A 20,662-nucleotide genomic window follows, 5' to 3' on the forward strand; every position below is an offset into this window, starting at 1 on the left:
TAACTCCTGGTCAGCGCGGCAGATCGGCGGGCACGCCGAAGCCGGGGATGGTGGTTTCAGGCGGGAAGACGGTGGCGAGGCCGCAGCCGATCGCGCCGGCGGCGACGTAGATCGCGAGCAGGACGGCCGCTGATCGCGTGTCCCGTCGAACGTGGCGGCAGCGCGGGCACGAGCATCCGGGCTGGTGCGACGGGCGCGCGCGGATCATCGCGTCGCCTCGGCGGCGATCGCGGCGTCATTCGCCTCGACAGCGAGGATCAGGAAGGCGGCCGCGTCGAGCGCGAAGCCGCGCTTGTTGTCGGCGCTGGTGGTGCGGAGCGCCTGCTGCGCGCGCTGTTTGCCGAGATCGAGCAGCTGGCAGGGGAACAGGTCGCCACGCTCGATGCGGAGCGCATCGAGGCGATCGAGCATGTCGTGCCCGGCGGGCGTGACGCCTTGGCGAAAGTCGGTCATGCCGCCCTCCGCGTGGTGCGGCGCTCAGCCTTTTCCTTGCAGGCGGTGCAGGTGCCGTCCTCTTCGTGGCGGCATTCGGCACCGTCGCGCGTGGTGCAGGGCGTCCAGACGCTGCAGGCGCAGCCGGTGCAGAGCGTCGGGTGATGGTCGACGGGATCTTCGCAGAGCTGGCGATAGATCTCGATGTCGATCGGGAAGCCGCGGCGGTTCACCGTCTCGAGCAGGTAGAGCTTCAGTCGGACGCCGGGCGATTCCCAAATGCGCAGGTTGCGCTCGACGTCGGCACGATGCTCTGGAACGTCGTCGAGGCGGCGGGCCAGCTCGGGAATGGAGACGCCGGCGGCCTCGCGGCGGAGGCGGATGAAGTCCCACGGCATCATCGCCGGCTTGAGGCCGGGCAGGATCGGTTCATGCTTCACGGGCGGACCTTTCGGGCTGGGTGGCGGCCGCCGCGGCGATGCGGGCGGCGCAGTGGGTGCAGAGGCTCGGGTCGATGTCTGACCAGGCGCAGGGGCCGGCGACCTCGTCGTCGCAGGGATCACACCAGCTGCAGGCGCAGATCCGGCAAAGCTGGGGCGCGTGGCCGCCGAGCAGCAGGAAGCGGTAGGTGTGATGGTCGAACGCAAAGGCGCCGCGCAGCTGGTTGAGCAGCAGGCCGGAAGGCTCGACCTCGTCCTGCTCGATGCGGGCTATCAGCGATGCGAGCGGGCCTTCATTGGCCGTGTGCGTCGCCAGCATCGTCGCCACGTCGGCGATCGACAGGCCGGCGGCGGCGCGGCGGCGGGTGAGATAGCCGCCGGCGGTGAGCGGCGCCGTCATCGCCGGTCCTTCATGACGATCGCGACCAGGACGACGATCGTCACCGGCGCGAGGACGATGGCGATCGCGACGATCGCGACGGTGCGGCCGAGGCGACGTGGCGGGGCAGGTGACGGGGCAGGCGACAGGGTCGGCATGAGTCATGCTCCTGGTCAGCGGGAGGGGGAGGCGGCGGGGCGCTCGAAGATCCAGCAGTGCTTCGACTTGCCATTCGAGCCGTTGACGGTGCCGAGCCGCACGAACTTGCGGCTCTTCGATGTCTTGAGGTTGCGCAGCAGCTCGGCGTGCGACGGGATCTGCCAGCGGCGGTCGGCGCAGCGTTGCTCGAAGTCGCCGAGGCTGATCGCGATCATCCGTGGATCACGGTGCAGGTTGATCGGGTGTTCGCAGCCGTTCGTCTCGTAGGATTCGAGATCGTCGAACCGCTCCCAGAAGAGGGCGACGTCGGGATGCTCGTTGTCGACTGCGAGCTGCCGCTCGGCCGCCATCTGGCGGATCAGCGCGGTGGTGCGCTGGTGCTGCTCGTCGGTGAGCGGCACGAGCATCCGCATTGCGTCCAGCATCGCGAGCAGCTGGCCGTGGGTCTTGGCGAGCCGGTTGGTGCGGACGGCACGCTCGGCAAGCAGCGCCTGCTCGTGCATGGCGAACGCCTGGGTGAAGCGCTGCAGCACCTGCTGTTCCTGGCGGGCGGCGGCGATGATGAAGCCCGACAGCTTCTCGATCGGCCATTGCTCAAGCCGCTCGGCCGACGTCTTCGTCGCCTCGCTCCACCCGGCCATGTCGAAGCCGAGCGACATAATCCGCTCGAGGATGGCGCGGGAGGCGGCGACGGGCTCGTTCTGCTCGATGACGATCGCGCCGCGGAAGGGCGGCTCGAAGGTCTCCATGCCGCCATTCTTGACGCCGCGGGCACGGACGGTGCGGCCGTTATAGGCCGTCTTCAGCTCCTCCCACTCAAAGCGGCGGGCGTGGCTGGCATCCTCGTGGCGATCTCCCTCGATCAGCACGACGGGCAGGTTGCCGACCTTGCCGAGGTTGCGCGCCATGGCGGCGGGCGTCGCCTTGGCGGGGTCGAAGCCCTCGTAATTCTCGCGGCCGAGCAGCTTCCACAGGAACTCGACCAGCGTGGTCTTACCGGAGCCGGGCAGGCCGTGCATTTCGAGGAAGGGGAAGCTCTTCTGATCGCGGCGGATCTGCTCGGCGAACAGCGATGCGAAGAAGAAGGTCAGGACGACGACGCCCTTGGCGCCGTAAGCGGTCCAGAGATCCTTGATCCAGTTGGTGTCGAGCTGATCGGGATCATAGTCGATGGTCAGCAGGCGCTCGGACGTGCCGAGCTTGATCGCGAGCTTGCCGATCTCGAAGAAGTCGTCGCCGTTCGGCCGGTAGACGCGGCCATCCTTCACCGCGAGATCGCCGAAGACGTAGCAGCCGTGGTCGCGGCTATATCCGGTAAAGCCGAGGGGCTGGACGTCGGCAATCCGCACCGTCTGCCGCTGCATGATGCGGTCCAGCTGGTGCTGGCCGCCGGTCCAGATCGCGCCGGTGCCGATGGCGAACAGGCGCTTCTTGAACTCGGCGGCGGTCATCAGTGCGGTGGCGCTGAAGCCGCCCTTCACGCTCGGACGGTCGCTCGGGAAGTCGACGCTGAGGAAGTAGCACGTCTCGTCGGTCGCCTCGTCTCGCTGGCGATAGAGCGTGCGGAAGGCGCAGTTGGCGATCTCCTCGATCGACAGTCCAGCCTGCTCGGCTTCGCGGCGGATCTTGGAGATCTGCTCGGGATCGGGATCCTCGACCTTGCGGCGGATCGAGTTGAGCCCCTCGGTGACCGCTTCCTCGACGGCGGCGGCGTTGTAGCTCGCCCAGAAGGTGCGGTTGCGGAACGTGAAGTGGAAGCTGCCGAGCCGGTGACGATCGCGGATCAGCGTCGCCTTCTCGACCGGGCTGGCGGCGATCAGCACGTCGCCGTTCCACAGGTAGGTGGTGCGGTCCTGCTCGCCGAGGCGATCGCGCACGAGCAGATCGTTCCAGTCGAGCTTCGCGCCGTCCTCGCCATCCTCGCGCGCCTGCGCGGCGCTGCAGGTCCAGCCTTCCTTGCGCGCCCGCTCGACGAACTGGCGGGTGTAGCGGGCGCCCGCGGGGCCGAGATCGAAGGCCCAGATCAGCTTGGGGAGCGGGCGCGCGCTGTCGGCGCATGCCTTTCGCAGCTCGGCCAGCGCCTTCTCGGGATAGACGTTCGCCGACATGGCGGAGACGGCGCGCTGCCCGGCCTGCTCGAGTGCGAGCGCGTCGAAGATGCCTTCCGCGATCCAGATCGTCTCGGCCGCGGCGAGATCGGCGAAGGTGACGTCGGGCCGCTGCCACCAGTGCCCCGCCCATGGCCGCTCGTAAGCGAAGCGCGCCTTGCGATCGAAGCGGCCGGCATTGTCGATCAGCCGTTCCCACCAGCTGCCGTTCGGCAAGGGAAAGCGGACGGTGGCGGAACCGATGTTCCGCTCACGGTCGAAATAATGCTCCTGGCTGTAGTGGCCGCGGAGCCCGCGCAGGTCGAGGTGGCGCGCCTGCGACAGGTAGGCGTCGGCCGCGGCGGTGGGATCCTGCGGCGTGACTTTGTAGCGTGTGGAGAAGGTCTCGAAGATCTCGGGATAGCGCTCGCGCGTCGTTGCTTCCCAGCCGTAATTGTCGGCACGGCCGCAGCGCAGCAGCACGGGATTGTCTCGGCGGGTGAAGACCTCGCGCTTGCCGCATTGCGGGCACTTGCCCTGCTGCAGCCAGTCGCCCTGCTCGCGCTTCCACGCGAAGTCCGCCTTCAGCAGCGGCAGCAGGTCGCGGATGATGTCGGGGCGCATCGTCATCGGCGGGCAGCCGATCCGGTGGCGGACAGCTGGCGGGCGGCGGAGGTGAGATCGGCGAGTGCCAGACCCAGCTCGCGCGCGGTCTCACCGCCAACCGCGAGGCGCAGGCGACGGAGCCTTGACGCCTGGCTGGCGACCTGGACGCGGATGCGGTCAATTTCCTGTTGCGGTGACATGGAGACCTTGAGGCAAGCGGAGGGCGTGCCCGGCAGCAGGGTGCGGCCGGGTGGGTTCGGTCAGGTGCGGGTGGCGGCGGTCAGCCGGTCAGGTGGGGGGCGCGGCCTTCGGCAGCGGACCCTGATTGTCATTCGCCGGCGGCGGATGGGCGATCTTGTCGGTCACGAGCTGTCCCCCCTGGTTGGCCCATTGTGGCCGGCGGCGGCGCGCAGGTGCGGCAGCACGCCGGCAAGCTCGCTATGCGCTTCCTCCACCTCGCGCTCGGCGACGATGAAGTCGGCGGCGGTGGCGCCCGGCGCAGTGGCGGCAACCAGCGCCGCCTCGGCGTCCGCATTGGCGCGGATGACGTCGATCGCATGACGGCGCAGCGCGTCGGTGCAGGCGCGGACGGCGACGCTGTCCGCTTCCACGCGCAGGGCGTAGCATTCGAGCAGCGGGGCGCCGTCGCCGCCGGCGGCGATCCAGGCGCTGTCGAGCGCGAGGGCGGCGTCCAGACGCACGCGGCCGGGGATGTCCCGCTCGGACCAGGAGCGAACAGTGCGCTCGCTGGCGCCGGTGATCTGGGCGCAGCTGGCCCAGCCGATCAGGCTGGCGATGCGAGCGAGCGCATTCTCGAAGGTGAGAGGCTGCAGCGGCTTGGTCATGCCTTTGCTCCGCCTGCGTGCTGCAATCTGGCGCTTCGAACGCATGGGACGACCGGAGCGCCGTCCCCTACGTGTTGTTCGGCCGGGGAGGGGCAGACCTGTCGGGCTGGATGCGGGGGATAAATGTCAGGGCGGAGATTGTGACGGGAAACGCCGGTGTTCTCCTCCAGAACGAGCACGTCCTCAGCGCGACATCCCTTTTTTGCGCGGAGGCGTTGGTGGATTGCGGATTGGCTCACGCCGGTGAGGCGGCCAGCAGCAGATTGACCGTCGGCGATCCGGACTGCCTTCTCGAATGCCTCGGCGGGTGTCAGCAGCGCTTCCATGCCTGCGACCTAACAGAACACTTATAGCCTTAGCAACCTGCAAACTTGCATGGACCGCTATAAGCAACCTTTTAGGGTGCGAGCGTGATCGGACCTCGCATCCAAGAGCGCCTTACCCAGCTAGGCATGTCCCAATCTGAACTCGCGCGTCGTGCCGGCTTGACCCAGTCTGCCATCAACGGCCTGATCCGGGGCGCTGCTCGAGGGACAAAGCATCTACACGTCATCGCGCGCGAGCTGCAGACGACGCCAGCTTACCTCGCCGGCGAGACCGAGGATCCAAACCTCGATGCTACGCCGCGTCCAACTTCAGCGGACATTGCCAACCAGCTGGACTCCGTGCTGGTGCCGGTGGCCAGCGAGGAGTTCACGCTTGGCGGGGGCGGCGAGGTGGAAGAGAGCGCCATCGTCGATCACGTCCCGTTCGCGCGCAAATGGCTGCGTGATCATGGCGTGACCCGGTTCGATCAGCTGCTGCTGGTGCCGACCTCGGGCGATTCGATGGTGCCGACGATCAGCGACGGCGACATGCTTCTCGTGGATCGCGCACGGGTTGAGGTGCGGCAACCTGACTTGGTCTGGTGCTTCCTCGTCGCCGGGCAAGGTTTGGTGAAGCGCCTTCGGCGGGAGCCAAAAGGCGGCTTCTCTGTCGTGTCGGACAATGCGGCGATCTACGCGCCATATTCCGTCGCCGAAGACGACGTGACGATCGTCGGGCAGGTGATCTCGGCGCTTAAGTGGCGGCTTTGAAGCCGCTATCCCATTAGGACGCGCTCGACTGCTTTCCGCGCCTTGTCCGTCAGCTGTAGGTGACAGACCCGGCGGTCGTGTGGATCGTCCTCCCGCAGTACGTAGCCACGCTTCTCAAGTACTCTGATCCAGCGCAGCGCGGTGGTGGAGGGTACTCTGGCTGCGATGCAGAGTGAGCTGACCCGCACCGGCTTTCCGGTGCTCTCCGACGCATAAAGATCGAGGAGCATGTCCCATGCCGGATCGGCGAACAGGCCAGGATCATCGAACACCCGATCGCGCAGATCGCGCCCCCTGATCGCGCGCTCTGCCCGCGCACGAAGCGCTGCGCCCGGGGTTGGTGGCTCCATCGCTTTCTGGCCGCGTGGTTCGGGTGCGCCGCGTGCTTCGAACTGCTTAAGGGCGCGGACCGCTTCCATGTTGGCCGACAGGGCAGCCTCGACGACGCGCCGAATATCCGGAATGTGCGGGCTCATAGGACACCCATTTCCCGCATGGAACGCCATCCTTTTCGTGAGACGATGATGTGGTCGTGAAAGGTGATGCTGAGCGCCAGCGCACCTCGGGCGAGGGCCTCGGTCAGGGCGCGATCATCCTTGCTCGGGTCTAGCCCTCCTCCCGGATGATTGTGTCCGACGATGAAGGCTGCCGCGCCGACCTCAAGCGCCCGCTTGCAGATCTCGCGGGGGTAGAGAGCGACCTGGTCCACGGTGCCTTCGGCCACGATCTCCGCGGCGAGCAGCCCGTTGGCTCCGTCAAGAAATAGGACGGCCACGCGCTCCGTTGGGCCGAACGCAAGAAGCGCCCGCAGGAAGTCGATAGTGGCGGTGTACGTCGAGAGGACTGGCCGACTGGCGATGTCTGCCTCAAGGCAGCGGAGCATCGCAGATCGGACGTTTCCGACGATCTGTCCTACGCCATCAACTGATCCGGCAACCCGCTGAACCTCCTTCGGATCGGCCGCGAGTACTTCCGGCAGCGAGCGATATCGTTCAAGCAAGCGCGCCGCGCAGTCATCCGCGACATCGGCAGCTACGGGCCGGATCAGGTCCGCCAGGACGGATCGACACCGCGTTTCGCCAGCCGAACCTGATGTCGGATCGTTCCAGCGATGATCGCGACCATGACGATCCAGGTGGAAAGGCCGGTCAGCAGTGCGTAGGTGAAAGGTGAGATTGCGTGCACGGACGCGTTGGCCAAATGGCCGATTACCGCCGCCAGCTGTGCGCCGCATGCGCAGAGTGTCCATTGCCGTGAGGCCTTCAGGCTGAGCCACAGCAGGGCCGCGAACAGCCCAACGTCGATCAGGAACAAGGGAAGGTGCAGCGTGCCGAAGCTGGTGCGCGGATCGCCATTGAACATGAAGTTCAGTAGCGAAGCCGCGAGCACCATGCCCGCTCCCGCCCGCTCGGGCGCGGCGCCCCATCGTCCCGCAGAGGCGATCACAATGAAGACGAGCGCCCAGTTGGCGAGCAGGAGCGTGAACATTGCACCCGTCTTGATCGCAGGATCGCTCCCGGATCAAGCGCTTACCGGTTACGCAGCCTCGAGCTCCCGCGGGCTCCGCGGCTCGGGCGTGCCCGGCTCCGGCTTCTGGCCACCCGAGCCGGCATATTCCGGTACACCGACCTGACCGGCCACGTCCTGCAGTCGCTCGTGCAACTCGACGAGCTTTGCCCGCGCGGCGAGTTGCAACTGGATCGCCTCCCCAGCGCAAACGAGCGCTTCGTGACCGACAAACGCCGGTGCACGAGAGGCCACCCGCGCCTCCGCCATGGTAGCGATGAAATGCGCCGTCTTGGCCAGGTGCCGATCATGGCTGAACTCAACGGCCCAGATATCGTGCGCCATCACGTTGGCGAGCGGTCGAACGTCACGAGACATAGCTTCCCCCTTGCGCCGGGATGGCGGCGCAGCATGCATCGATGATGTGCAGGTCAGGTCGCGCCGAGCGCGATCTTCTCGATGGTCGTTACCCCAAGGTAGAGGACGACTGCGATTGCCAGCACGAGCGGAATGCCGAGCGTCCATGCGAGGATGAGCAACAGATTTCGGTGTAGTCCATCCGTCCCCCGCGTGGCCCTCTCAGCCGAGCCGGAAATCGGCTCCACCATCATGCTCATTGCGCCTTCGAACATCGCCGACGGCTCGCGAAGCACTGTGGTGGTAACCGCAGACGGCTGCAGCTCAGGCAGTTCGTCTGACATCGGAGTTGCAGGAAAAAACCGTTCAGGAGCAAGGCGTTCGAGTTCAGGGGGTAAGACCTGAATCTGTTCAGGGGTGGCATTTGAAGCCTCGAAAGCGAGGAGCGCCTGACCTGCTGCGACGCTTCTGCCGAGCCCGAGCTTGGCCCGCGCCTCGTACAGCCCTTGCTGTACGGTACGGTACGAAAGGTCGAGCTCGCGGCCGATCTCCTTGGCCGTCTGACCCGTGGCCGCGGCGCGCAATAGCTCGCGTTCGCGGGGTGTCAGCTTATCGTAAGCGCTCGCATCCATGCCGACCTGATGGCTGGCCGAATCGAACTGGCGCAAGCATGCCTAACGTGCGTTAACCACTGGGGTCATCTGGCGTTTGCCGGCCCGCAGCGGGCCTTTGCACGTCGGCTCAGGCACAGTGCTGGGCCTCAACCCCACCGCCACCACACCCATAAAGTCACTATGGCGGCGAGCCCGAGCCCCTGCTCTAGCCAGAACTGGCATGACGGACGTCTCGACTTTCTGTCAGGCCTCCGTTGGTCCCAGACCATCCTGTTCCCCCCGTTTGCTCCGCGTATCAGCGGTGTAGCTGGGCCGCTTCGGCCCAGTCCACAAACGCCTCGGGGCGATTGGGAAGCGCGGGGCGCTCGTCCTTAGGGAAAGCTGAGGCGCCGCTAAGACCGCCTTAGCAGGACAGCGGCTCAGGTCATTACGATACCGGTACAAGCCGGCCAGACCAGCCTGTCTTCAGCCGATCTCGCGCGTGAGCAGATCATTGTCGGCGCGCAGAGCGACTACCTGCACCTCATCATTCGCTGGTCGGCGTTGGCCAAGCGGGTATGCCGCGGAGACCGGCAGCACGATGGAGGGGTTCGGGCGAAGGCTGGGCGTGATCGTCCGCACCACTGAGAATTGCGCTACAAAGCGGTGCCCGCAGTCGTCGTTGCGACAGCGTAGCCAGACATCGCGGATGCAAGGCGTGACCTTCTCACTCGATCGAACCTCGGCGCGGCTGCCGCAATGCGGACAATCGATCGCAGGGAAACGCGGCTTCGAAGCCCCCTTCATAATTCCTCCTTCGTCCGCGCGCAGCGGAACAAAACATGGCTACCACAGTTGTGGTTGGTCCGCCACAAGTCCTCAGGTGGTTTCGAGCTTGATCCGGCTCGACAGGCCGCCTGTTCCGTCCAGCGTGTGAGACACTTCGGCCACAAGCCAGCTGCGCGCATCGATCTCAGGCTTGAAGCCGCGGACATTGACCTTCCGCTCGGGGTAGATGTCCGGTCGGCCGTAAGCCGGGGTGAGATCGAGCGAGGCGGGCTGCCGCCTGGATCGTGACAGCGCCGCATCGGCTGCGGCGCGGGCGGCGCGTTCGGTCGGGTAGACGCGGGACAGGTGGCGCGCACCGCCTTCCTCGCCTGCGATGACCGTCTTCTTCGTCGCCGCGCCGCGATCGTGCCAGCTGGCGGAGACGCCGGCGACGTCCCCACGCTTTTCGAGGCGGTAGCTGTGGGTGTCGCCTTCGCCGCGCGCGAAGGTCAGCGCGGGTATGGCCTTCCCCGAGCTGGTCACTCCCGCGCCGACCCGGGCGAAGATCAACGAGCCGCGCTTCACGGTCGCAACCGCATCATATTCGCGTCCCAGGCGGCGCAGCAGCGCCATGTCGCTCTCGCGGCTCTGGTGCAGCGTCGGCAGAGCAACCGAAGCGAGCGCGGCAGCGCAGCGCGGCTCAAGGCCGTTGCGGGCGGCGACCATCTTCACGACGGCGCCGATCGTCGTGTCGCGCCAGCTCTGCTCGCGGCGCGTCACGATCCTGCTGGTGAAGTCCGCGGAGCTGGCGCGCAGCGTGATGACGTCGGGCGGCCCGCCATGCTCTACCTCGTCCACCTTGAAGCTGCCCTTGTCGACCAGCCCGACCGGCACGTCGCTGCCCCGCAGCCAGCCGATCTGGACATGCAGCAGCTTGCCGGGGGAGGGCAGAGCGAAGCGGCCGTCGGTATCCTCGATCACGATCTCGAGGCGGTCGGCCTCGTCGCCGCGGCGCTCGGTCAGGGTGAGCGCCTCGAGGCGCGGCCGCAGGCGATCGGTCAGGTCGACGCCGTCGAGGGTCACCCGGTAGTCGGCGTGCGGCAGAACGTAGCTCACGGGGCAGGCTCCTCGGGCACGTCGACGCGGAGCAGGTCGATGCCGAAGTCGATCGTCAGCGCCCGTCCGTCCGCGAGGATGTGGCGATGCCGCTCGTCGATGGCGAGTATAACGAAGGTGCCCCAGACGCGGCCCGCGCCGTCCAGCAGCGGCCAGGCGGTGCCGGTGCCCGCCATGTCGCGCAGCTGGTCGATCGAGGCGTCGCCGTCCTGCAGCTCGGCGACGGCGGTGCCCGAGAGGGTGACTGTCTCTTCGCCCGGCCCGACGAACTGCACCGCATCGCGCGCGCCGACGCGAGGCGCACGCGCATGGCGCCAGTCGGCGCGGCGCTGCAGCTCGTCATGCACGAGCGTCGGCACCGAGAAGAGAAACAGGCCGAGCGACATGAGGATCATCCGCGATCGCTCCAATCCGGCTGGTCGGCGTAGGAGGCCCGCCTGTCGGCCGCCTCCAGCTTCTTCAGCTCCTCGAACATCGCCCGCGCTTCCGCGCGCGCATCCTTCACGCCTGGTGCGGCGTGATAGTTGAAGACGATCGTGCCGCTGGCGGCGGGCGGCGGCGCAGCGGCTCGGGAGGCCGCGCCTCGCATGCCGGTCGGCCCGGCTGAAGCGTTCCCAGCCGCGATCGCCGGAACGGCCGCGCCGATCGCCATGGCGGCCGTCACCTCGCGGGACAGGCGCTGGATACGGCGAACCGGTACCGAGGCGCCTCCGTCGATCCCCTGCGACAATCCTTGCATCATGAAGCCGCCGAAGCTGGCGAAGACACGGCTTGGCGAGTGGATGCCGAGCTTGGCCTTGAACCAGCCGGCGGCCGCGCTCGCGGCGTTGACGATCGTCGACTTAAGCGCTCCCAGCATGCCGGTGATCCCGCGGATCAGGCCGCGGATCATGTTGCCCCCTGCTTCGGTCAGCTTGGCGGGCACCTGGATGCCGAACATGGCAAGCAGCGCCGCGATGCCGCGCCACATCAGGCCGAGCGGCGACCAGTTGACCAGCACCGCGGCGAGCGCCCCGAAGCCTTGCGTCGCGACGATGTAGATTGCGGTCCCGAGCGCCGCGATGCCTGCGGCGATCAGGGCGACTGTGCCGATGATCGGCAGCAGACCAATGGACGCGACGCCTCCCGCCACGCCGAGTGCGACCATGCCGGCATTGACGATCGCGAGTGGCGCCATGATGCCGGCGGCCACGATGGCACCGAGCCCGAGCAGGCCGAAGAGCACGGCCAGCCCGCCGGCGAGGATCATCGCCGCTTTCGTCAGGCGCGGGTGCTGGGCGCTGAAGGCCGCCAGCCAGCTCGCGCCGGCGGAGAGCCGCTGAACCAGCGCGTTCACGGTCGGCAGCAGCGCGGCGCCGAGCGTCACCTTCAGCACCTCGGCGTTCACCGCCAGCTGCCGGCTCTGCTCGGCGGAATCGCGCATGCGCTCGGCGAAGTCGGCATCGACCGTGCCGGTGGCACCGAGGGCGTCCGCGCGGATCTGGCGATAGAGCGCCATGTTCGCCATCAGCGGGCGGAGCGCCTGCTGCACCTGCATGTCGCCGAACAGGGCGGAAAGCCTGGCGCCGTCGCCGCCGGTCGCCTTCTGCGTGAGCCTGACCAGCTCCTCGATCGGGCTGCGGCCCTCCGCCACGGCACGCTTCAGCGCCTTCGGAATGTCGATGCCGAACTTGGCGAAGTTCTTGATCGTGTCGCCGCTGGTCGCCTTGGCGAGCAGGTTCTGCAGGTTGTTCGCCGCGGTCGCGCTGTCGCCGGCGCCCTTGCGTGTGATCTGCAGCGCGGCGGCGAGATCGGCGACGACGGGCAGACCCTTGGCGCCGAGCCCCTGCATCGAGGCGGTCAGCTCGGGAAAGTGCGCCGCCATGTCCTTCACCTCGAAGGCACCGCGCTTGCCCGCCGTCGCCATGATGTCGAGCGCCCGGCCCGTGTCCTGGGTGTCGACCCTCAGGTTGTCATGCGCGGCGAAGCTGGCGTTCGCCAGATCGGCAATCTCGGCCTTGTAGGCGGTGGCGGCGCGGCCGATCGGACGCATCATGGCGACGGCATCGGGCACGGTGGCGCCGAGGCCGCTCAGCGTATCCACGCCGGCCTGCATGGCGGCGGGCAGCTGGTTCGCATCCCGCGCCGCGCGCAGCAGGCCGCGGCCGAGCTGCTCGGACTTGGAGCGCAGCAGATCCGCCTTCTGCCCGATGTCGGACATGACGGACTCATATTCCTGCGCCGCCTTCACCGAGCCGGTGACCGGACGCGAGAGGGCAAAGCCGGTGCCGATCGCGGCGGCGCCGCCGGCGGCGAGGCCGGCTGCGCGTGCTTGGGTGCGGTCGAACGCTGCGCGGCCGGCAGCGAAGCGACGCGCGCGATCATCGGCGATCGCCAGGCGACGGCTCTGCTCTTCGAACTCGCGACTGGTGCGGGCAGCCGCGTCGCGGAGCTCGCGTTCGTGGCGCACCAGGTTGCGCGTGCTGATGCCGGCGGCGTCGAGGCGGGTGCGGAACTCCTGCAGCTGGCTCAGCTCCTGGTCGCGCTGACGGGTGAGCGCCTGCGATTCGCGCCTGGCGCGCTCGAGATCCCGGCTCATCTGGCGGTTGGGCTTTTCGGCCGCGGCGATCGCGCGGGCGAGCTGGCCGACCTTCGTCTGCGCCGCCTCGCTCGCGCGCTCGGTATCGCGCAGGCCGGTCTTCAGCTGGCGGAAGCCCTGCAGGTCCGCCTGCGCGCGCTCGATCTCCTTCAGCCGGTCGCGCGTGACCTTGAGCGCCTGGCCCGCCTTGGTCGAGCCGCCGGCGATGTCGCGCAAGGGGCGGGTGACCTTGTCGGCTGCCTGCAGCAGCATGCGAATGCGCAGATCGCGATCGGCCACGCGGTTACTCCTCGGCGCCGGCGCGCTTCGCCGCCTCGGCGCGCCAGCTCATCAGCTCGGGCAGGGGCATCGGGTCCATGGCGGCGGGCGGCCAGTGGAAGACGACGGCGATGTCGGCCATCGCCGCCTCTACTCGGTTGGGGAGACCGCCTGCTTCGCGGCCTTCGGCAGCAAAAAATCCATAACCTCGCCGCCGAACTGCATCAGATCGGAGAGTGCCCAGGCCGCGCCCTTGACGATCACGGGGGTGGTGATGCGCGGCGCCAGCTTCTCGAGCGTTTCGACATCGAGCTGCGACAGCGACAGCAGGGTCATGCCGCGCAGCTCGCCGGAGCCGGGCTTGCGCACGACGATCTCGGTGCCGGCTTCGAACAGCACCTTGCCGGAGAGGGTGACGTCTTCATCGAGGGTGAAGCTGCGCGCGGCCGGCGCTGCAGGGGAAGTGGGTTCGGTCATGGTCGGCTCCTGGTGCGGTCAGGGGATGAGGGTCAGACGCCAAGGATGGCGCGGCGCTCGGCCATGCGATCGTTGCCGTCGACGATCAGCACCATGTTGAGCGGATCCACCTCGATGACGGTCGAGCCATTCCAGTCGAGGCGGTAATAGGCGCAGCTCGTCTTGACCTTGAACTCGCCGCCCTCGCCGATCTTCTGCTCGCCCGCCTCGATCTCCTCGTGGCGGCCGCGTACGATCACCTCGACCGCGGTCTTCTCGCCGGTGTCGTCGGCCTCGTAGACGCCGACGAAGCGCAGCAGCAGGCCATCCACGCGCGGCTCGGCATATTGCGCGAGAACGTCGCGGAGCGGCCCGCCGGCGGTCCATTCGAGATCCAGCGCCTCGCCGCCCATGTCGATCTTGACCGGGCTGTCCATGCCGGCGCCGCGCCACTCCTCGAGCTTGCGGGTGAGCTTGGGCAGGGTCGCGGCGTTGACTTCGCCGAGATAGTTGCCGCCTTCGTTGAACAGCAGCAGATCCTTGAGCTTGCGGGGCAGCATGGGTCAGGTCTCCGGGGGAAAGGGCAGGGAGGGGCGCGCGCGTCAGGCCGCGGTCGCCAGCTCGGCGAAGTTGGCGAAATACTGATCGGTCAGCGTCTGCCGCAGCAGCAGCGCCTCGAGCGGCGGCACGGGCGTGAAGTCGTAGTCGATCCGCAGCCGGCCGAGCCGCAGCTCGGAGGTGGAGTTGTTGGCGGGCACGAACTTCGCCTTCGCGCCGAGCAGCCGGCCCTGGTTGCGGAGCGTGTCGAGACGCGCGTTGATCTTCTCGACGATGTCCTTGGCGAGGCTCGGCGTCAGCGGTTTGTCGACCGCCCAGATCAGCCCGGCGGCGATCTCGTCGATCAGCACGTGCGCGGTGCGCGTCGCGCTCTCGAAGATGTAACCGCTCTCCTCGGCCGCGGTCGTGCGGTTGCCCCAGAAGCGGAAGGCGCCATTCACCGAGACGATGACGGTCAGGTTGGCCGCGTTGAGCACGTTGGCCTGGGTGAATTCGTCCTGGAAGTCGAAGCCGATCGGGCGGGTCACGCCGACGATGCCCGCGATCGGCACGTTGGACAGCGTCTTGTGCCAGCCCTGCTCCTGATCGATCCGGGCGCGGAGACCGAGCGCAGTCGCGACGCCGCTGACCGTCACCAGGTCGCCCGACCGCGACAGATCGCCGACGATCAACATCAGGTTACGGCGGTCGAAGTTGCTGGCATAGGCGATCAGCGCCGCATCGTTGGCGCCGGTCGCGGCCGCATAGACGAAGGCGCGCAGCTTCTCGCCAACGACCGCGAGGGCGTCGGCGACCGCCGCGGTGTCGAGGCCGGGTGCGCCGAGGATCCGCGGCTTGATGCCGCAGATCGCCTGCGCATCGCGCAGCGCCTGCATGCCCACGCGGCCGCTGGTCGCAGCCGGATCGCCGATCACGGCCGCGGCGGTCGCGGCAGCATCAGCGCCAGGCGCCACGCGCACCACCACCACCGGGCAGCGGACCTGTGCGGCGATGTCGCGGAGCGCGGACACGAGCGTCCCCGTATCGCCGGCCTTTTCGATCCCTGCGGCCGCCTCGATCAGACGGACAGGCGTGTTGAGCGGGAAGGCGGCGGCGTCGGCGTCGGGCGCGGTCGCGACGATGCCGATTACCGAGGTGGAGATCGGGACGATCGAGGTGGCGAGGTCGGTGGCCTCGGTGGTCTGGATGCCGTGAATATAGGCCATGAGCGATCGGTCCTTCAGGCGGGGAGGACGCCGCTCGCGACGAGCGGCACGGTGAGCTGGGTGCGGGCGTTCACCGCGGCGACGTCGGTGCGGCGGCCTTCTATGCCGAGCAGGACGGCGCCCGGCCTGTCGCCGGCGGTGAGGGTGAAGCGGGAGACGCGGAGCCGCGGCTCCCACGCGAGCAGCGCGATGGCCGCGGCGGCGAAGAGCCGCAGGCGCCCGGCGGCATTCGCCGGCTGGTCGATCAGCTCGGGCACGAGCGAGCCATAGTCGCGGCGGCCGATGCGGGTGCCGATCGGCGTCATCAGCACGTCGGCGATCGACTGGCGAAGGTGGTCGGCACCAGCGAGCGCGCGGCCGGTTCCGGCATTCATGCCGATCATTCCGGCTTGCCCGACTTGGCGGAGCCGGCCTGCACCTGGCCGTGGACGTGATCCTTGAGGCTGATGCCGGCACCCTTCACGTCGCCGGCGAACGTCGCCTTGTCGTCGGTGGTGAGCGCGCCGGTGATATGGACCGGGCCGTCCAGCGTGATGCCGCCTGGCGCGGCGATCGTCGCGGTCGCGCCTGCAGGCAGGGTGACATCGAGGCGGTGTCCCGCGGGATCGTAGCTGATGCTGGCGCCATCATCGAAGAGCAGCAACGCGATCGCCTCGGAAGCGGGGGCAGGACGGGCATCGGAGAAAATGCCGCCGAGAACGATGCCCGCCTCGGTGTCGCCCTCAGGCGAGAAGACGATGACCTGCTCGCCGACGCTGGGCGGCAGCCAGGCGCGGATCGCACCGGCGCGGGCCGCCGCCCAGGGCAGGTCGTTGGTCAGGATATCGCCGATCTTCACGCAGCAAGTCCCGGCGGCGAGATCGATGCTCGCAACGGTGCCCAGGCGGCAGATGTCGCCGATCAGGCGCTGAAGGTCGGCGGGATCGCTCATGGCGAGCGACCATGATGGGATATACCCGAACTCGCGCGGCCGCCGCCTTGTAGAGACGCACTCTACAAGGCGGAGCCGGATCTATGCGGCGAGGCGCTCGGCCTCGTTATCGTTCGCGGGAAGGCGGGGCATGTCGAGATTGAAGCCGATCGGCAGCGACATGATCTTGTCGATGGCAGGCTTGGCCGCGGCCGCGGCACGGGCGTGGCCTTCGGTTGCCGGGTGCAGGCCGTCGACTGCCAGACCGCGATAGATGCGGAACGTGGTGGTCGCATCCGGCGAGAGCGGCATCGAATTGGAACAGGTGATGACCGTCGCGGTGTTGTAGGCGACGACGCAGATCTGCCCGGCCGCGGTGCCGCCGGTCGTGTGGACGACGTAGCCGCGCAGCGCATTTACGCCGTAAGCCTTGGCCGTAGAGATGACCGACGACGTCGAGCCGCCCGTCGCCGTTCCGCTGTCGAGGATGCCGCCGGGTGCCGCCATCCAGAAGCCACCGTTGAGCGTCAGCGCGCCGCTCGCATCCACCTCGACGCCGGCGGCAGGATCGACGACATAGGCCCGCCCGGCGGACGGGATGCTGGCCACCTGAGCGTTTGCCTGGGCGACGAAGCCGTTGGCGCTCGTGTCCCGCAACCAGCTGTTGACGGCAGCTCGCACGGCTTCGTTCCCGGTGACCGTCTGTCCTGCCACGTCGAACCAGCCATTCGTGCTGGTGGTGTAGGGCAGGATCGTCGCCTTGATGAACGCCTGCCCCTGGCGCTGGAAGCGCAGGGCGGAGGCGAGGATGCTGGCCTTCACGGTCGCAAGGCTGTCCGCCGCGTTGATGTCGTTGGTGCCGTATTCATCGAGGATTGCGGTTGCGAAACGCGCGATCGGCATGCGCGCCATGAAGCCGCGAGCGGTCAGGGTGTCGCGTTCCTTCTCGCCGGCGATGCCGAGCTGGCCACCCGGCCAGCCGGCCAAAGCACGGGCGACCCAGCCAAGGCCGTTGGGAATGTAATCGTGCGAGCCGACGCTGATGCTGTCGCCGATGCCGATGATGGAAGGCGCGATCTTCCCGCTTACGCATCGGCCGAGCATCAGCGAAGACGTGTAGCCGGCCACCGTGTTGTTCGTGACGTTGTTGAAGAGCACGCTATCGTTTGCGTTCGCACCCTCCCCGGTATTCTCGCCCCACATGGCCGTGCCGCCACGCGCGATCTGCGACCGCGGGATCGTGCCCGAGGCAGCGGTTGCCGTGGTCACGCCCGTCCGCTCGTAGAAGGTCGCTCCTGCTGCGACCGAGACAGGCACCTCGTCAACGATCAGGGATCCACGGCGCGACAGCGTGAAGACTTCGAGGCCGCGGCCCTGCACATAGAGCGGCGGGTTCGTCGCCTGATCGGTGACCGTGCCCTTGGGCTCGATCGCCACCTTGATCATCAGATCCTGGCTGGTGTTGCTTTCCACGCCGGCGGCGGGCGCCCAATGCGAGAAGAGCGGCGCGACAGACGTGAGTTCGCAGCCCGTCAGGTTCGTGTGGGCGATGCGCTGCGTCATGCCGAAGGTGCCGCCAGTCGCAGTCGCGCCGAGGCCAGCCCCGAAGTCAGCCTTGACCCGGCTGACGATCGAGAAGCCGCCCGTGCGTGCGAAGTGCTTGCTCTGGGTTGGCGCAGACAGAGCGGTGGAAGCAAGGCCGGCGGCGTCCCGCGCCGATTGCGCCAGTGCCGGCGTTCCCAGGGCAAGCTGAGCCAGGATGGCCAGACCGGCACCGATATGTGCAAGGCGGCGCATCAGTTGCTCCCCCGGATGACGACGGAGGGATTGCTGGCGTTGCCGGTCTTGGCCCATTTCAGCAGCGCGAAGCCGCTGAAGCCGTAGGTGCCGTCTGCGGTGATGACGTCACCGGTCTCGAAGGCGTGGCTCACCCACTTCGGCGCCACATAGGTGCCGCCCTCGACGAGGGACCGCGTGATGCTGATCGAGTCGCCGCCGGAGAGGCCCGAAACCTGCACCTCCACGTCGCGGTAAGCGCGCATGTCCTGCGGCACGGCGCCATTGCCCCATGCCAGCGGGTCGAGGCACGCAGGCACGGTCTCGACGAGCAGCGCTCGCCCGCCGCTGCTGCGATCGCGCAGCCGCTTTTCCTTCTCGGTCGCCATCTTCGTCTCTCCTCGGGATCAGGCCTCGACCGCCGCGCCTGGCGCAGCGTCGTCGTCAGCGGGGGCGGGCGGGTTGGTGATGGCGCCGGCGGCAATCTTCACGGCGACGCCCGAGGCGACTGCCTCCACGCGCGCTGCGGTCGCTTCGGCATCGTAGGCGCCGTCGCCATCGTGGCAGGCGTTCACCTCGCGCTGATGCACGACGCCGGCATGGGTGAAGGTGACGCCTACCGTCCGACGCGCAGCGTCGTAGGGGGCGATCTCAGTCTGCATGGGGGATGCTCCTCATCGGGGTCACTCAGAAGCCGACGGCGAAGAAGGTGCAGGCGGAGCTGGTGCCGTCCGCGTTGAAGGCCTGGAAGCCGGCGGCCGAGATCGTGTCGGCCAGCACGGTGGTGAAATTGTCCTGCGCGCCCGCGTCGGAGATCCCGCCACTGACCACGGCCGAGAAGCAGGCGTTCGGGAACGGCGTCGGAAAGGCGACACTGGCGCCACTGTTCGCCGGCGCGTTGAAGCGGCCCCACTGCAGGATCAGCCCGCCCGGCAGCGCCACATAGCCATTTTGCTGCAGCGAGCCGGTGAAGGCATCGGCAATGTCGCTTGCACCGTGGGTGTGGCTCGCGCTGGCGAAGCTGGAGGCATGGAGCCCGTCGAGCAGATCAGCGTCGAGCCCGGAACCGGAGCCGTCGTTGCTGGCCGCCCACATCAAGCCATCCCCCACGTAGCCGTTGCCCGTGGGGACGATCAGGTTTCCGCCTACCGTGAGGTGAGTGGTGACGTAGGCGTTGTAATTGCCGTCGATGCCGATCGCCGGCTGAGCTTTGTCGTTCCGCTTCGCGCCCCAGGAGAAGCCATCACCGATCCCGCCGACCGTGTAGAGGACGGTGCCGGGCCGGTGGCAGATCAGCTGACCGACGTCACCAGTGCTCGAAGCCTCGACGCTCGGAGCGGTGATCGCGCCAGTGAAGGCCGTGCCCGCCACGCTCGCGAAGCTAGTGCTGTCCCGGCCGTCGAGCAGATCGGCATCGAGCCCGGATCCCGACCCATCATTGCCGGCGTGCCAAACCGTGTTCCCGCTATAGCTGATGCCGCCGGCGGCGTTGAAGCTCATCCAGCCCCACTGCCCCTGACCGTCCGGCGTGCGGATCTGCAGGATCGCCTGACCGGACGCCGCATTGCCGCGCAGCGCGATGCCGCCGCTCGTGCCGTCGTTTGGCGTGCTGGCGTAGACCTGGTCGCGGACGTTCACCGACCCGAGCACTTGGCCGCCGTCGCGGTTGAACGGGGTGAAGCCGAGGCGGCCGACAATGTCGGTGTAGTAGCTGCCGTGTTGGCCATCGAGCAGATCGGCGTCGAGCGCGCTGCCGGCGCCGTCATTGCCGGCGTGCCAGACGGTGTTCGCGTTCCACTTGAAGCTGCCGGCGGCGGTGAAGGCCATCCAACCCCACTGACCCTGCCCATCGGGGGTCAGGATCTGCAGGATCGCTTCGCCGGAAACGGGATTGCCGCGCAGACGGACGCCGCCCGTGCTGCCCGCGTTTGGCGTGGTCGCGACGATCGGCTGATTGAAGGTGACGGCGCCGGTGAAGGTCGCGCCGTCGAGCCGCGCATAAGAAGCGAGCCGTGCCGTCATGGCTCCCGAGAGCGTCTTCGGCGTGACGGCACGCTGCGTGTCCGTGCCGGCGGTTGTCTCGGTCTGCGTCGCCAGCTCGAGCACGCCCGCGACCGTCTCCGTCGCCGGCGGGCTGATGAAGGTCGCGTCGCCGAAGGTGATCGCGTCCGCGTCGATGTCGTCGAACTTGACGTCGATCGCGAGCATCATGTCCGCCTGAGCGGACTTCTCGATGATCGGCCCGGCCTGCCCGTAGGCAGCGAACAGCGTGCCATCGGCGAGGTAGAGGCCGAACGAGCGAACGGTGTAGCTGTCGGGGCTCGTGTCCTGCACCAGGACGTGCATCGTGTCGTCGGCGACGTCGGTGCCCGAGAAGGTGGCGATACGCTTCACCTCGCCCGGCAGCGTCGTGCTGGCGGCGCTCGGCGCCGACGCAAGCGGCGAGAAGCCGACGTGCGAAAGCAGCACCGGCAGCGTGCCGGTGTTATGCGCGTTGACCAGGGCGGCGCGACCGACGGAGGTGATGACGAGGATCAGGGCCATGCGGGCGCTCCGG

29 protein-coding genes are annotated in these 20,662 nt (G+C 68.1%); 1 reads left to right on the plus strand and 28 read right to left on the minus strand.

Features of this window, described 5'->3' with window-relative positions; all coding sequences use genetic code 11:
* Positions 1-10: 10 nt before the first annotated feature.
* The 9 genes from BM360_RS02100 to BM360_RS20095 all read right to left on the minus strand — a co-directional run bounded on the left by BM360_RS02100 (position 11) and on the right by BM360_RS20095 (position 5,274).
* Positions 11-208 carry a hypothetical protein gene (locus BM360_RS02100; RefSeq protein WP_093310011.1) on the minus strand — a complete coding sequence of 66 codons (198 nt, stop codon included), beginning with the start codon at positions 206-208 and terminating at the stop codon, positions 11-13.
* Entirely contained in the window at positions 205-453 is a 249-nt protein-coding gene (locus BM360_RS02105; RefSeq protein WP_093310018.1) for a hypothetical protein, read from the minus strand. The genes BM360_RS02100 and BM360_RS02105 overlap by 4 nt, the downstream gene beginning before the upstream one ends.
* Positions 450-872, minus strand: coding sequence for a hypothetical protein (locus BM360_RS02110; protein ID WP_131819156.1), 423 nt, complete (start codon positions 870-872; stop codon positions 450-452). The genes BM360_RS02105 and BM360_RS02110 overlap by 4 nt, the downstream gene beginning before the upstream one ends.
* Positions 862-1,272 (minus strand): helix-turn-helix domain-containing protein, encoded by a 411-nt coding sequence (locus BM360_RS02115; protein ID WP_093310028.1) that lies wholly within the window; start codon positions 1,270-1,272, stop codon positions 862-864. Before BM360_RS02115 ends, BM360_RS02110 begins: the two co-directional genes overlap by 11 nt.
* Entirely contained in the window at positions 1,269-1,409 is a 141-nt protein-coding gene (locus tag BM360_RS19440) for a hypothetical protein (RefSeq protein ID WP_165611175.1), read from the minus strand. Before BM360_RS19440 ends, BM360_RS02115 begins: the two co-directional genes overlap by 4 nt.
* 15 nt (positions 1,410-1,424) lie before the next feature.
* Complete coding sequence (locus BM360_RS02120; protein ID WP_242653270.1) at positions 1,425-4,127, minus strand: toprim domain-containing protein; 2,703 nt, start codon at positions 4,125-4,127, stop codon at positions 1,425-1,427.
* Positions 4,124-4,303 carry a hypothetical protein gene (locus BM360_RS02125; protein WP_093310036.1) on the minus strand — a complete coding sequence of 60 codons (180 nt, stop codon included), beginning with the start codon at positions 4,301-4,303 and terminating at the stop codon, positions 4,124-4,126. The genes BM360_RS02120 and BM360_RS02125 overlap by 4 nt, the downstream gene beginning before the upstream one ends.
* A 162-nt stretch (positions 4,304-4,465) precedes the next feature.
* On the minus strand, positions 4,466-4,948 hold the full coding sequence (locus tag BM360_RS02130) for a hypothetical protein (RefSeq protein WP_093310044.1): 483 nt from the start codon (positions 4,946-4,948) through the stop codon (positions 4,466-4,468).
* The gene (locus BM360_RS20095) at positions 4,945-5,274 is read right to left on the minus strand and encodes a transcriptional regulator (RefSeq protein WP_093310050.1); all 330 of its coding nucleotides are present in this window, start codon (positions 5,272-5,274) and stop codon (positions 4,945-4,947) included. Before BM360_RS20095 ends, BM360_RS02130 begins: the two co-directional genes overlap by 4 nt.
* A gap of 84 nt (positions 5,275-5,358) precedes the next feature.
* Between BM360_RS20095 and BM360_RS02140 the strand changes: the two genes are divergently transcribed.
* Positions 5,359-6,024, plus strand: coding sequence for an XRE family transcriptional regulator (locus BM360_RS02140; protein ID WP_131819157.1), 666 nt, complete (start codon positions 5,359-5,361; stop codon positions 6,022-6,024).
* A gap of 5 nt (positions 6,025-6,029) precedes the next feature.
* On the opposite strand, the gene BM360_RS02145 is transcribed toward BM360_RS02140, so the two are convergent.
* From BM360_RS02145 to BM360_RS02230, 19 genes are all read right to left on the minus strand, one after another.
* Entirely contained in the window at positions 6,030-6,500 is a 471-nt protein-coding gene (locus BM360_RS02145) for a winged helix DNA-binding protein (RefSeq protein WP_242653271.1), read from the minus strand.
* Positions 6,497-7,024, minus strand: a complete 528-nt coding sequence (locus tag BM360_RS19445) for a JAB domain-containing protein (RefSeq protein ID WP_165611176.1) — start codon at positions 7,022-7,024, stop codon at positions 6,497-6,499. The genes BM360_RS02145 and BM360_RS19445 overlap by 4 nt, the downstream gene beginning before the upstream one ends.
* 44 nt (positions 7,025-7,068) lie before the next feature.
* Positions 7,069-7,512, minus strand: coding sequence for a hypothetical protein (locus BM360_RS19450; RefSeq protein ID WP_165611177.1), 444 nt, complete (start codon positions 7,510-7,512; stop codon positions 7,069-7,071).
* Between the two features lie 48 nt (positions 7,513-7,560).
* Positions 7,561-7,908, minus strand: a complete 348-nt coding sequence (locus BM360_RS02155) for a hypothetical protein (protein WP_093310059.1) — start codon at positions 7,906-7,908, stop codon at positions 7,561-7,563.
* Between the two features lie 53 nt (positions 7,909-7,961).
* Complete coding sequence (locus BM360_RS02160) at positions 7,962-8,555, minus strand: helix-turn-helix domain-containing protein (protein ID WP_207544514.1); 594 nt, start codon at positions 8,553-8,555, stop codon at positions 7,962-7,964.
* Between the two features lie 411 nt (positions 8,556-8,966).
* Positions 8,967-9,287 carry an Ogr/Delta-like zinc finger protein gene (locus tag BM360_RS02165; protein ID WP_093310061.1) on the minus strand — a complete coding sequence of 107 codons (321 nt, stop codon included), beginning with the start codon at positions 9,285-9,287 and terminating at the stop codon, positions 8,967-8,969.
* Positions 9,288-9,359: 72 nt separating this feature from the next.
* A complete protein-coding gene (locus BM360_RS02170) occupies positions 9,360-10,364 on the minus strand; it encodes a contractile injection system protein, VgrG/Pvc8 family (protein WP_093310062.1) in 1,005 nt (334 codons plus the stop codon).
* On the minus strand, positions 10,361-10,759 hold the full coding sequence (locus BM360_RS02175; protein WP_165611178.1) for a phage tail protein: 399 nt from the start codon (positions 10,757-10,759) through the stop codon (positions 10,361-10,363). Before BM360_RS02175 ends, BM360_RS02170 begins: the two co-directional genes overlap by 4 nt.
* Entirely contained in the window at positions 10,756-13,221 is a 2,466-nt protein-coding gene (locus BM360_RS02180) for a phage tail tape measure protein (protein ID WP_242653272.1), read from the minus strand. The genes BM360_RS02175 and BM360_RS02180 overlap by 4 nt, the downstream gene beginning before the upstream one ends.
* Before the next feature lie 4 nt (positions 13,222-13,225).
* On the minus strand, positions 13,226-13,342 hold the full coding sequence (locus tag BM360_RS02185; protein ID WP_093310065.1) for a GpE family phage tail protein: 117 nt from the start codon (positions 13,340-13,342) through the stop codon (positions 13,226-13,228).
* Between the two features lie 8 nt (positions 13,343-13,350).
* On the minus strand, positions 13,351-13,677 hold the full coding sequence (locus BM360_RS02190; protein WP_093310067.1) for a phage tail protein: 327 nt from the start codon (positions 13,675-13,677) through the stop codon (positions 13,351-13,353).
* Between the two features lie 32 nt (positions 13,678-13,709).
* On the minus strand, positions 13,710-14,216 hold the full coding sequence (locus BM360_RS02195) for a phage major tail tube protein (RefSeq protein WP_093310068.1): 507 nt from the start codon (positions 14,214-14,216) through the stop codon (positions 13,710-13,712).
* Between the two features lie 42 nt (positions 14,217-14,258).
* Positions 14,259-15,419, minus strand: coding sequence for a phage tail sheath subtilisin-like domain-containing protein (locus tag BM360_RS02200; protein WP_093310070.1), 1,161 nt, complete (start codon positions 15,417-15,419; stop codon positions 14,259-14,261).
* Positions 15,420-15,433: 14 nt separating this feature from the next.
* Complete coding sequence (locus BM360_RS02205) at positions 15,434-15,793, minus strand: GPW/gp25 family protein (protein WP_341350573.1); 360 nt, start codon at positions 15,791-15,793, stop codon at positions 15,434-15,436.
* A gap of 5 nt (positions 15,794-15,798) precedes the next feature.
* A complete protein-coding gene (locus BM360_RS02210) occupies positions 15,799-16,350 on the minus strand; it encodes a phage baseplate assembly protein V (RefSeq protein WP_093310078.1) in 552 nt (183 codons plus the stop codon).
* Positions 16,351-16,431: 81 nt separating this feature from the next.
* Entirely contained in the window at positions 16,432-18,183 is a 1,752-nt protein-coding gene (locus BM360_RS02215) for an SGNH/GDSL hydrolase family protein (protein ID WP_131819158.1), read from the minus strand.
* On the minus strand, positions 18,126-18,494 hold the full coding sequence (locus tag BM360_RS02220) for a hypothetical protein (RefSeq protein WP_093310084.1): 369 nt from the start codon (positions 18,492-18,494) through the stop codon (positions 18,126-18,128). Before BM360_RS02220 ends, BM360_RS02215 begins: the two co-directional genes overlap by 58 nt.
* Positions 18,495-18,512: 18 nt before the next feature.
* Entirely contained in the window at positions 18,513-18,767 is a 255-nt protein-coding gene (locus tag BM360_RS02225) for a hypothetical protein (protein ID WP_093310086.1), read from the minus strand.
* Positions 18,768-18,792: 25 nt separating this feature from the next.
* Positions 18,793-20,649 carry a gp53-like domain-containing protein gene (locus BM360_RS02230; protein ID WP_093310087.1) on the minus strand — a complete coding sequence of 619 codons (1,857 nt, stop codon included), beginning with the start codon at positions 20,647-20,649 and terminating at the stop codon, positions 18,793-18,795.
* Positions 20,650-20,662 lie beyond the last annotated feature (13 nt).

It is taken from the genome of Sphingomonas jatrophae (assembly GCF_900113315.1).
In the GTDB taxonomy this organism is placed as follows: Bacteria; Pseudomonadota; Alphaproteobacteria; order Sphingomonadales; family Sphingomonadaceae; genus Sphingomonas_P; species Sphingomonas_P jatrophae.